This is a genomic window from Cellulomonas sp. P1_C4 (assembly GCF_056406355.1).
On the sequence record NZ_JBFUAI010000023.1, the window covers coordinates 55,248 to 66,157 of the forward strand.

10 protein-coding genes and 1 pseudogene are annotated in these 10,910 nt (G+C 74.3%); 3 read left to right on the plus strand and 8 right to left on the minus strand.

Translation table 11 applies throughout. The annotated features are described in order from the left end of the window. Positions 1-22 precede the first annotated feature (22 nt). On the plus strand, positions 23-838 hold the full coding sequence (locus AC1DYZ_RS17470; protein ID WP_477066398.1) for an RDD family protein: 816 nt from the start codon (positions 23-25) through the stop codon (positions 836-838). 6 nt (positions 839-844) lie between these two features. Here AC1DYZ_RS17470 and ahcY read toward each other — a convergent pair whose 3' ends face one another. From ahcY to AC1DYZ_RS17500, 6 genes are all read right to left on the minus strand, one after another. Beyond that, positions 845-2,326: an adenosylhomocysteinase gene (gene ahcY, locus AC1DYZ_RS17475; protein ID WP_477066399.1), complete on the minus strand. Its 1,482-nt coding sequence runs from the start codon at positions 2,324-2,326 to the stop codon at positions 845-847. 120 nt (positions 2,327-2,446) lie between these two features. Continuing rightward, positions 2,447-3,397 (minus strand): cation diffusion facilitator family transporter, encoded by a 951-nt coding sequence (locus tag AC1DYZ_RS17480; RefSeq protein ID WP_477066400.1) that lies wholly within the window; start codon positions 3,395-3,397, stop codon positions 2,447-2,449. 32 nt (positions 3,398-3,429) lie between these two features. Beyond that, positions 3,430-3,633: a Trm112 family protein gene (locus AC1DYZ_RS17485; RefSeq protein ID WP_477066401.1), complete on the minus strand. Its 204-nt coding sequence runs from the start codon at positions 3,631-3,633 to the stop codon at positions 3,430-3,432. Beyond that, a complete protein-coding gene (locus tag AC1DYZ_RS17490) occupies positions 3,633-5,099 on the minus strand; it encodes a phosphomannomutase/phosphoglucomutase (protein WP_477066402.1) in 1,467 nt (488 codons plus the stop codon). The genes AC1DYZ_RS17485 and AC1DYZ_RS17490 overlap by 1 nt, the downstream gene beginning before the upstream one ends. Positions 5,100-5,127: 28 nt before the next feature. After that, complete coding sequence (locus AC1DYZ_RS17495) at positions 5,128-5,403, minus strand: hypothetical protein (protein ID WP_477066403.1); 276 nt, start codon at positions 5,401-5,403, stop codon at positions 5,128-5,130. A 1-nt stretch (position 5,404) separates the two neighbouring features. Next, the gene (locus tag AC1DYZ_RS17500) at positions 5,405-5,776 is read right to left on the minus strand and encodes a DUF3499 domain-containing protein (RefSeq protein WP_477066404.1); all 372 of its coding nucleotides are present in this window, start codon (positions 5,774-5,776) and stop codon (positions 5,405-5,407) included. Positions 5,777-5,850: 74 nt separating this feature from the next. Here AC1DYZ_RS17500 and AC1DYZ_RS17505 point away from each other — a divergent pair, with 74 nt between their 5' ends. Beyond that, positions 5,851-6,348, plus strand: a complete 498-nt coding sequence (locus tag AC1DYZ_RS17505) for a metallopeptidase family protein (protein WP_456826077.1) — start codon at positions 5,851-5,853, stop codon at positions 6,346-6,348. A gap of 26 nt (positions 6,349-6,374) precedes the next feature. Next, positions 6,375-7,241, plus strand: a complete 867-nt coding sequence (locus AC1DYZ_RS17510; protein WP_477066405.1) for a glycosyltransferase family 2 protein — start codon at positions 6,375-6,377, stop codon at positions 7,239-7,241. Between the two features lie 111 nt (positions 7,242-7,352). On the opposite strand, the gene AC1DYZ_RS17515 is transcribed toward AC1DYZ_RS17510, so the two are convergent. Next, entirely contained in the window at positions 7,353-8,966 is a 1,614-nt protein-coding gene (locus AC1DYZ_RS17515; RefSeq protein ID WP_477066406.1) for a DUF5719 family protein, read from the minus strand. Then, positions 8,963-10,910, minus strand: a pseudogene (locus AC1DYZ_RS17520) (glycosyltransferase family 2 protein); the annotation flags it as partial. The pseudogene AC1DYZ_RS17520 and the gene AC1DYZ_RS17515, both read right to left, overlap by 4 nt.

Here is a 10,910-nt window from a genome sequence, read left to right on the forward strand (position 1 = left end):
GGCAACGGTTACCCTGCCCAGCATGGACGGCATCATCACGGGCGAGGGTGTCGTCCTCGACGCACAGCCGACGTCGGCGGCCACCCGGGTGCTCGCCGCGCTGCTCGACCTGCTGGTGCTGGGCGTCGTGCTCGTCGTGGTCGTGGTCGCCGTCAGCGCGCTGTCCACGAGCGCCTCCGAGGAGCAGGTGCGGATCCTCGGCGTCGTCCTCTTCGCCACCATCACGGTCGTGATCCCCACGACGGTCGACACCCTGACCCGCGGCCGCTCGCTGGGCAAGCTCGCGCTCGGCATCCAGATCGTGCGGGACGACGGCGGCCCGATCGTGTTCCGGCAGTCCTTCGTCCGGGCGCTCGTGGGGGTCGGCGAGCTGTGGCTGACGCTCGGCAGCGTCGCCCTGATCTGCTCGATCGTGAACCCCCGCGGCAAGCGCGTGGGCGACATCCTGGCGGGCACCTATGCGGTCCGGGTGCGGGGCGCCGCGAAGGTCCGCACGCCCGTCGTCATGCCGCCGTCGCTCGCCGGCTGGGCGGGCAGCGCCGACGTCGCGCGCCTGCCCGACGGCCTGGCCCTGTCGGTCCGCCAGTTCCTCGGCCGGGCCGCCACCCTGCACCCGGCCTCACGCGTGGCCCTGGGGTCGCAGCTGACGTCCGAGGTGCAGCGCTACGTCAACCCGCTGCCCCCGGCGGGCACCCACCCCGAGGCGTTCCTGGCGGCCGTGCTGGCCGAGCGCCGCGACCGCGAGCTGGCGACCCGGCTGCGCGCCGGACAGCGGGACGCCGCGGAGTCGTCGCTGCTGCAGCGGCTCCCCCACGGCGTCCCGGATCCGGTCGACTGAGCCCGCTCAGTACCGGTAGTGCTCCGGCTTGTACGGGCCGGACACGTCGACCCCGAGGTACTCCGCCTGCGTCTTGGTCAGCTCCGTCAGCCGCACGCCGAGGGCGTCCAGGTGCAGCCGCGCCACCTTCTCGTCGAGCACCTTGGGCAGCCGGTACACCTCGCGGGCGTAGTCGCCGGGCTTGGTGAACAGCTCGATCTGACCGATGACCTGGTTGGAGAACGAGTTGCTCATGACGAACGACGGGTGGCCCGTCGCGTTGCCGAGGTTGAGCAGACGCCCCTCGGACAGCACGATGATCGACCGCTCTTCCTGTGAGCCCTCGGCGGGGAAGGTCCACTCGTGCACCTGCGGTTTGATCTCGGTGCGCGTGATGCCGGGGACCGCGGCCAGGCCGGCCATGTCGATCTCGTTGTCGAAGTGCCCGATGTTGCCGACGACGGCCTTGTTCTTCATGCGGGCCATCTGCGCCGCCGAGATGACGTCCTTGTTGCCGGTCGTGGTGATGAAGAAGTCGGCCTGGTCGAGCACGTCCTCGAGGAGCGCCACCTGGTACCCGTCCATCGCCGCCTGCAGCGCACAGATCGGGTCCACCTCGGAGACGATGACGCGCGCACCCTGGCCGCGGAATGCCTCCGCCGCGCCCTTGCCCACGTCTCCGTAGCCCGCGACGAACGCGACCTTGCCGCCCATGAGCACGTCGGTCGCCCGGTTGATGCCGTCGGGCAGCGAGTGCCGGATCCCGTACTTGTTGTCGAACTTCGACTTGGTGACCGAGTCGTTGACGTTGATGGCCGGGAACAGCAGCCCGCCGGCCTCGGCCAGCTGGTACAGGCGGTGCACGCCGGTGGTCGTCTCCTCGGTGACGCCCTTGATCTCCTTCGCGATCGCCGTCCAGCGCTGCGGGTCGGCGGCGAGCGAGCGCCGCAGCGTGCCCAGGATGACGAGCAGCTCCTCGGAGTAGCCGGCTTCGCCCGGCTGCGGGTCGGACGGCACCGCGCCCGCCGCCTCGTACTCGACGCCCTTGTGCACCAGCAGGGTCGCGTCGCCGCCGTCGTCGAGGATCATGTTCGGGCCCGCGTCGCCGGGCCACACGAGGATCTGCTCGGTGCACTCCCAGTACTCGTCGAGCGACTCGCCCTTCCACGCGAACACCGGCACGCCCGCCGGGGCGTCGACCGAACCCGAGGGGCCGACGACGATCGCGGCCGCGGCCTCGTCCTGCGTCGAGAAGATGTTGCACGACGCCCAGCGGACCTGCGCGCCGAGCGCGACCAGCGTCTCGATGAGCACCGCGGTCTGGACCGTCATGTGCAGCGAGCCGGCGATGCGCGCGCCGGCCAGCGGCTGGGTGGGGCCGAACTCGGTGCGCAGGGCCATGAGCCCCGGCATCTCGTGCTCGGCGAGGCGGATCTGGTGGCGGCCTGCCTCCGCGAGGGCGAGGTCGCGGACCTTGTAGCTGCCGGGGAGCTCGGAGAACGTGGACATCTCACTCCTGAGGGTGCGCTGCGGTGGGCGGGCACGACGAAGCCGGGCTATAGCCCTCCTCGTTCGCGCCGGCGCGACCCCTCTCGGTCTGCGGGCATCACCCACGCCGTCCGGGCCATGCTAGACCTGGCCCGCTCCCGCGACATCGGGTTCCGCGCCCGCGCGGCGCAGGTCCGGCTCGAGGTAGATGATCGTCGCGATCGGCACGGCCGCGCGCACCCGGGCCTCGGCGGCGTCGATCGCTGTGGCCACGTCCGCGGCGCTGACCGCGGCGCCGACCTCGATCTTGGCGGCCACCAGCAGCTCCTCCGGCCCGAGGTGCAGCGTCCGCAGGTGGATCACGGACGGGACCCCCTCGCCCACGAGCGCGGCCTCGATCGCCGCGACGTCCTTCGCCGTCGCCGACTCGCCCAGCAGGAGCGACTTCGTCTCGAGGGCGAGCACGATCGCGATGAGCACCAGCAGGATGCCGATGCCCGCGGTACCCAGGGCGTCGAACCTGCCGTTCCCCGTGATCAGCGTCATGCCCACGCCGAAGAGGGCGAGCACGAGGCCGATGAGCGCACCGAAGTCCTCCAGCAGCACGACGGGCAGCTCCGGGGCCTTGGCCGTCCGGACGAACGACACCCAGGACTGCGTGCCGCGGGTCTGGTTGGACTCGTGGATCGCCGTGCGGAACGAGAACCCCTCGAGCCCGAGCGCGACGACGAGGACGACCAGCGGCACCCACCACCAGCGACCCTCGATGGGGTGCGGGTCCTGCCACTTGTGCCAAGCCTCGTACAGGGCGAAGAGGCCACCGAGGGAGAACAGGATGATCGACACGATGAACGCGTAGACGTACCGCTCGCGGCCGTACCCGAACGGGTGCGCCTCGTCGGCCTCCTTGCGCGCCCGGCGCCCGCCGACCAGCAGCAGCAGCTGGTTGCCGGAGTCGGCCAGCGAGTGCACCGACTCGGCCAGCATCGAGCTCGAGAGCGTGAGCAGGTAGGCGATGAACTTCGTCACCGCGATCCCGAGGTTGGCCGCGAGAGCCGCCAGGATCGCCTTGTTGCCACCGTCGTGCGCCACTGGGCTCCTGAGGTCTGGGGAACGAGCGGGAGTCAGCCGCGGCTGACGGGCACGCCTTCGTCGGCGAGCAGGACGGGGATGCCGTCGCGCACCGGGTACGCCAGCGGGTTCTCGGGGTCGGTGGACACGAGCGTCGGCTCGCCGTCCGGGCCGACCCCGTCCACGAGCGTCGCGCCGGTCACCGGGCAGCGCAGCAGCTCCCGCGCCCACGGCTCGAGCGAGCGGCCTGTGCCCATCAGAGCTCTCCGTCCTGTCGCACGAGCGCGAGCACGTCGTCGCGCACCTTCTCCATGATGTCCTCGTCCGCGGCCTCGACGTTGAGCCGCAGCAGCGGCTCGGTGTTGGACGCCCGCAGGTTGAACCACCACTGCGGGTGGGAGTCCCAGTGCGACACCGTCAGACCGTCCAGCTCGTCCACCTGCACGGGGCCGGCGCCCTGCTCCGTCACGTAAGCCTCGACCACCCGCCCCCGGGCCGCGGCGACGTCGGAGACGCGGGAGTTGATCTCCCCGCTCGCCGAGTACGGCTGGTACTGCTCGGACAGCGCCGACAGCGGGTGCGGCTGGCCGCCGAGCGCCGCCAGCACGTGCATCGCCGCCAGCATGCCGGTGTCCGCGAAGAAGAAGTCGCGGAAGTAGTAGTGCGCGCTGTGCTCGCCGCCGAAGACCGCGTCGTGCTCGGCCATCTGCGCCTTGATGAAGGAGTGGCCGACGCGGGTGCGGACCGTCGTCGCGCCCGCAGCACCGAGCAGGTCCGGCACCACCTGGGACGTGATGAGGTTGTGGATCACGGTGGGCGTGCGGCCGGCGGCGCGCTCGCGCTCCACCTCGCGCAGCCCGACCAGAGCCGTGATCGCGGACGGGCTGACGGGGTCGCCGTGCTCGTCGATGACGAAGCACCGGTCCGCGTCGCCGTCGAACGCGAGCCCAAGGTCGGCGTCGTGCTCGACGACGGCCGCCTGCAGGTCCCGCAGGTTCTCGGGCTCGAGCGGGTTGGCCTCATGGTTGGGGAACGTGCCGTCGAGCTCGAAGTACAGGGGCACGACGTCGAGCGGCAGGCCCGGCAGGCCGGCGCCCGTGCCGAGCACCGCCGGCGCCGTGAAGCCGCCCATGCCGTTGCCCGCGTCGACGACGACCTTGAGCGGCCGGATGCCCGACAGGTCCACCAGCGAGCGCAGGAACGTCGCGTACTCGGCGAGCATGTCGCGGTCCTCGACCGTGCCACGCTCGGCGTCGTCGACCTCCGGAACCGCACCGGCGGCGAGGTAGTCGCCCGCCAGCTCGCGCACCGTCGTCAGGCCGCTGTCCTGGCCCACCGGCCGGGCGCCCGCGCGACACAGCTTGATGCCGTTGTACTGCGCCGGGTTGTGGCTCGCGGTGAACATGGCGCCGGGGATGCCCAGCGCGCCGGAGGCGAAGTACAGACCGTCCGTCGACGCCAGGCCGATCCGGATCACGTCGACGCCGCGGACGGCGAGGCCGTCGGCGAACGCCGCGACGAGCTCGGGGCCCGACGGGCGCATGTCGTTGGCGATGACCACCTGGGGGCGCTCGGTCGCCTCCGGGAGCACCACGACGTCGGCGAACGCTGCGCCGATGGCGCGCGCGACGGTCGGGTTGAGCTCCTCCGGGACGACGCCTCGGACGTCGTAGGCCTTGATGAGGGCGGACAGATCGACACGATCGGCTGAAGGCGAAGTCACGCGGTCATCGTACTGGCGCGTCCGCAGGTCAGGCGTCGCCGCCCACGACCTCGTCGCGGTCCAGCGGCGTTCCGTCGCCGTCGAGAGCGAACCAGTTGCGCTGCTCGCACGCCGGGCACGAGACGAACACGACCTGCCGCCCGTCAGTGAGCGCCATCCGGATGCGGGTCAGGTCCGTCGCCCCGCACCGCAGGCACGCCTCGGAGCCGGGGACGACGGGGCCGGTCGGCTGGCTGACCGAGCCCAGCGGCTCCCCCGCACGCTCGGCGCGGGCGCGTGCGGCGTCCCCCTTGCGTCGAGCCACGTCAGCCCTCGCCCCGCAGCACCCGCAGGTGCCCGCGGCGCGGCGCCTCGTTCAGGGCAGCGCCCACGGCCTCCGGAAGCGGAGCGTGCTCGGGCTCGGGGCGGCGCCCCGCCTCGCGCACGGCGTCCGCCAAGGCCAGCAGGTCGTCCTGGCTCGGGGGCGCGGCCGCGAACTCGGGGGTCAACCGGACGACCTCCCAGCCGCGGGGGGCCGTCAGCCGCTCCGCGTGCTCCACGCACAGGTCGTACGAGTGCGGCTCAGCGTGCTGCGCGAGGGGACCGAGCACGGCGGTCGAGTCGGCGTACACGTAGGTCAGGGTGGCCACAGCTGCACGGCCACACGCCGTACGCGTGCACTGCCTCACGGATCTCACGCGCTGACCGTACCCCCGGGCGCCCACAGCCGTGCCTCCCCACGCCGTCGCCCCGACGCGATCTACAGTGCACTGTGAGCACTTCCCCCCCGCCGCCTGCCCGCCGCACACCCGGCATCGGGCGCCGCACGCTCGCCGTCCCCACGACCACCGTGGCCCCCGTCCGCCGCCGGGACCGCCGCGGTCGCGGGCCCCGCGGACCGCTGCTGCCGAGCACCATGCCCGCGTACCGCACGCGCGCCGAGCGGTTCGACGACCTCGTCCTGGACGCCGTCGAGCGGATAGAGCGGACCTGGGCGCGCCAGCTCGAGGGCACCGAGTTCGCGGTGGAGGACGTCCCGCCGTCGAACCCGGCGCCGTGGGAGCACGGCGGCGTCCCGCTCGGCCGCTACTTCCCCTCGGACGCGGGGCTGCCCGCGCGCATCGTGGTGTACCGCCGGCCCGTGGAGTCCCGGGCGGCCGATCCCCTCGACCTCGCCGACCTCGTCCGCGACGTCGTCGTCGAGCAGGTGGCCCACATGCTCGGGCGCTCGCCCGACGATGTCGACCCGCTCTACGGCGACAACCACTAGGGCGGGCCCACTACCCTGTCCGGACGATGAGCACCGCCCTTCCCCCCGCCCCGGCCACCGTCCGCGTCGTCTGCGTCGTCTTCCACCCGGGCGAGGAGCTGGCCACGTTCGCCCAGACCCTGCGGACCGCGTCCGCCGCACCGGTGGAGCTGGTGATCGTGGACAACGGCACCGACCCGACGGTCGCGCGCGAGGTGGCCGACGAGTTCGGCGCTCGCCTCGTCGTCAGCGGCACCAACCTCGGCTACGGCGGCGGCGCCAACCTCGGCGCGCGGGGCGCGACCGCCCCGTGGCTCGTCGTCGCCAACTCCGACATCGAGTGGCAGCCGGGCGCACTCGACGCGCTCATCGCCGCGGGCGAGGCACATCCCCGCGCCGGGTCGGTCGGGCCTTCCTTGTTGAACACCGACGGCACCGTCTATCCCTCGGCCCGCGAGCTCCCCTCCCTGACGCAGGGTGCCGGGCACGCGATTTTTGTCCGGCTCTGGCCCGGCAACCCGTGGACCCGCCGCTACCAAGCGCAGCAGCGGAGCACCGGTGGCCAGCGCCCGGCCGGCTGGCTGTCGGGTGCCTGCCTGCTGCTGCGGCGCACGGCGTTCGAGGCGGTCGGCGGGTTCGACGACGGCTACTTCATGTTCTTCGAGGACGTCGACCTGGGCGCCCGGCTCGGACGCGCGGGCTGGACCAACCTCTACGTCCCGCAGGTGAAGGTCACGCACGTGGGTGGGACGTCGTGGCGCGCCAAGCCGGCGCCGATGATCTCCGCGCACCACGCGAGCGCCGCCCGGTACGTCGGACGCCGGTACCCGCACTGGTACCAGTGGCCCGTCCGGCAGGCGGCCGCCCTCGGGCTGCGCCTGCGCGAACGCTCGGAGCTCCGCGCGACCCGCTGAGCCTTCAGGCGTCCCGAGACCGGGACCGCTCGGGCCTTGAGGCGACCCGCCGAGCCTCAGTGCGTCCCGACACCGGGATCCGCTCGGACCTTGGAACGACCCGCTGGGCCCTCAACGCGTCCCGAGGCGAGGGTCCTCGCGGACCGCGACGTCGGATGTGGTCTTCGGCACCTGCACCGGATCGAGCACGGAGACGAGCACGCCGTCGGGTCGGGAGACCTCGGCCACGAGCGCCCACGCGACGTCGACGTCGGCGCCGTCGTCGGTCACCAGGTCCACGCCGACAACGCCCGCGGGTGCGGGAGCCGTTGCGGGTGCGCCCACGTCCCCGGTCCCGGAGGCCAGGTCGTCGACCGTCCACGCGCTCGTGGTGCCTGCCGCGACCCGCAGCGTCCGTTCGGCCAGGACCGCGCCGCCCTCGCCGAGCAACCGGACAGTCGCCGTGGCGTCGCGTCCGGTCGTCGGGTCGCCGTGCTCCGAGACCCCACCGACGACGAGGGTGCCGGACGTCCCCGTGGGCACCGCGATCACGCCGCTGCGACCGACCGCGGTMGACGCCGCCCACGCGCGCTCGACGCTCGGCACGTCGTCCAGCTCGCCGGCGGCACCCGGTCGGGACACCACCGCGGAGGCGATCACCGGCTGGCCGGCGTCGACGACCGCGGTGTACGCGCCCGCCGGCAGCCCACCGAGGGGGACGTCGGTGACCTCGCCGGCGGCGAGCGCGACCGCGTCGGCGCCCGGGAGCTCGACCACCCCGGTCGGGCCGAGCAGCGTGACGTGCGCCGTGGTGCCGACGTCGCCCGGGGCGAGGAGGCGCAGCGACGGGGCGGTCGGGTCGTCGACGGTCGAGACGACGACCGCGACACCAGGCACCACCTGGCGCCGTGCCGGAGCGGCACCCGGGACCACCAGGTCCGTCCCGGCGGGCGTGAAGCCGTCGATCGCGGAGTCTTGGACGTGGACGCCGACGCGGCCGCCCGTCGCGCTCACGTGCACCGCGAGGCGCCGCTGCTCCGCGGCGATCCCGCCGAGCACGACCACGCGCTCGGCGCCCGGCGCGACCAGGTACCGCTCACCCGTGAGGTCGACGGGACCGGACGGGCCCCAGATCGCGACCGTGACCTCGGCGGGKGTCGAGCCGGCGTTGTCGAGGACCAGCTGCGCGGTGCTCGACAGGTCGGTGGAGCCGCCCAGCAGCCACGCGGAGGCCACCGCCTGCTGGCAGGACGCGGCTGCGAGGCCCCGCAGGTCGCCCGCCGTCACCAGACCAGCGCTCGCCGCCGCCACGCGCGCCGGCGCATCAGCGGGCTCGGCCCGCACCGCCTGGGCACCCGTGACGCCCGTGACCACGGCCGAGTCGCCACCGGCGTCGAGCGTCGCGGTGGTGCCCGAGCGGTCGAGCGGGCCGACCGTCCCGGCGCTGCCGGCGCCGTCCGGCACCGAGGTGACGGCGGTGACCGACGTGACCGGGTCGACGGGCGTCGGGTCGAATGCGGAGTCACCGCGCCCCGTGTCGTCGGGGAGGATCAGCGGTCCGGCGCAGACCAGCGTCGAGGCGGCCGGCGGGACCGCGACGAGCGTCGGCGGGACGTCCGTCGCATCGGCGCCCGGCAGCCGCGCACCGGCGACGACCACCGCCACCGTCAGCCCGAGGACCGCGAGTCCCGACACCGCGCGTGCTGCGCGCCCGAGCCAGACCTGCTTGCGCGTGGGAGCACTCACGTCCGCACCCCCCGACGGCGCCGCACCGGCACCGCGAGCAGCACGGTGACGAGGGCCACGAGGCCTTGCACCGCGAGCCACGGAGTGCGGGCCGGGGCGTCGTACCGGACGACCAGGTCTCCGCCGTCGGCGCCGAGCGCGAACGACTGGCGCCAGCCCGCGTCGACGGCCCGCAACGGGGTGCCGTCGAGCCACGCGTGCCAGTGGGCGTCCTTGCGCTCGGCGAGCACCAGGAGGCGCTCCGCGTCGCCGGCCGCGACGGTCGTGTCGACCGCGCGGTCCACCGACGGCACCGGCACGGCCGCGACCGTCGGGTCCGTGACGTCCGAACCGGCCGGCACCACGCGGGCCCACGCCGGCACGACCGTCGGCGCGGCCGCGCCCGCGGACGGTGCCGTGGCCTGCACACGCCAGAGGGTGCCGGACGCGTTTTCGGTGACACGCTCGAGCCCCGCGGTCGAGTCGAGCCGACTCACCAGCTCCTCGCGATGAGCGGCGGCGACGGCCGGCTCGACGCCGCTCAGCTCCATCGGCAGCGGCGGCACCAGCACGTCAGCCACGGCGAGCGAGCCGAGCTCGCCGGCCACGTCGCCCGTCGCCGCGCTGGCAAGGCGGGCTACGAGAGCGTCGACCTCGCTGGTCGCGGCATCGTCGGCAGTGACGTCCGGCGCCAGCAGGTCACCGCCGACCGTCCGGGTCGCCGCCGCGGCCGCCTGGTCCACCAGCTCCGGACCGTCGCCTCGCATCAGCTGCCAGGTCACCGTCGTCGAGTCGCCCACCGGCTCCACGCTGACGGCGAGCACCCGCGACGCGAGCGGAGAGCTCTGCGCCTGCTGACCGACCGCGGGCACGATCACCCGCTCGACCGGGCGCAGCGCGACGGCGTCGCCGCTGCGCGCCTGCCACACCCAGGAGCCGAGCCAGGTCAGCGGCACCGCAACGGCCACGAGCGTGACGACGGCGACCAGCGGCTGCCGCCAGCCGAACGTGTAGTTCGCCAGCCGCTCCCGCAGCCGGTCGGTCCCGATCACCGCCGCGGTCAGCAGCCCGGCAAGGGCCAGCGACAGCGCGGGGCCGGCCCAGCCGTGCACGACCTCGCCGTCCGAGACCGCGACCGGGATCGCCGCGACGATCGCGGCGGTGGCCAGACCCAGCGCGGCGACGACCCACGCGCCGCGGACAGCTCGCGCGACCGGAGCGCCCCTCAGGAGGGCGAGCACGGCCAGCAGCAGCACGACCGCCCCGAGCCCGAGCGGCCAGGCCCACGCGAGCGGGTCCGGGAGCCCGGCCGGCACGAGCGACGACGGGTCGGCTGGCACACCGAGCAGCCGGCTCACCGGGTCCGTGGCCGTCGACGCCGCCGCCAGACCGGGGTCGGCAACGAGCAGCCGCCAGCCCTCGAGGCCGCGGCTGCCCGCCTCGAGCAGGGTGGGACCGAGCAGCGCCAGCGCAGGCAGGGCCACCAGGAGCACCCGCCCGCGGCGGCGCGGCGCGCATAGCGCGGCGACGCACAGCGCGAGCAGCCCCGGCACGAGTAGCCCAGGCGCACCCGCCACGACCACCGCGAACGCGATTGCCGCCCCGGCGGCAGCGGCGATCGACCCGGTCGGGTCGGGAGCACCCACGCGCTCGGGCGGTGCGACGTCCGCGACGACCGCCGGCGCGTCGCCGGACACCCGGGGCGTGGGCACGGTCGGCGTGCCACGGACGGGCGTCGGCACGACGCTCTGGTCGAGGTCTTCGTCGTCGTCGCGTCGCGCCGTGGCCAGCCCCGAGAGCACCTGGTCCACGCGCTGCACGCCGACGGCCCGCGCGAGCCCGAGCACGACCCACGGAATCGCCACATGAGCGACGACGGCACCGAGACGCCCGTCGCCGAGCCCGAGGAGCAGCGCGGGCGCACCGGCCCAGACGACCGCGGCCCAGGCGCGCACGCCGACCGAG

Coding starts and splice junctions, on each gene's coding strand:
- AC1DYZ_RS17485 (WP_477066401.1), bottom strand. CDS start 3,633: ATGGGCACAGGCCGCTCGCTCGAGCCGTGGGCGCGGGAGCTGCTGCGC.
- ahcY (WP_477066399.1), bottom strand. CDS start 2,326: ATGTCCACGTTCTCCGAGCTCCCCGGCAGCTACAAGGTCCGCGACCTC.
- AC1DYZ_RS17510 (WP_477066405.1), top strand. CDS start 6,375: ATGAGCACCGCCCTTCCCCCCGCCCCGGCCACCGTCCGCGTCGTCTGC.
- AC1DYZ_RS17470 (WP_477066398.1), top strand. CDS start 23: ATGGACGGCATCATCACGGGCGAGGGTGTCGTCCTCGACGCACAGCCG.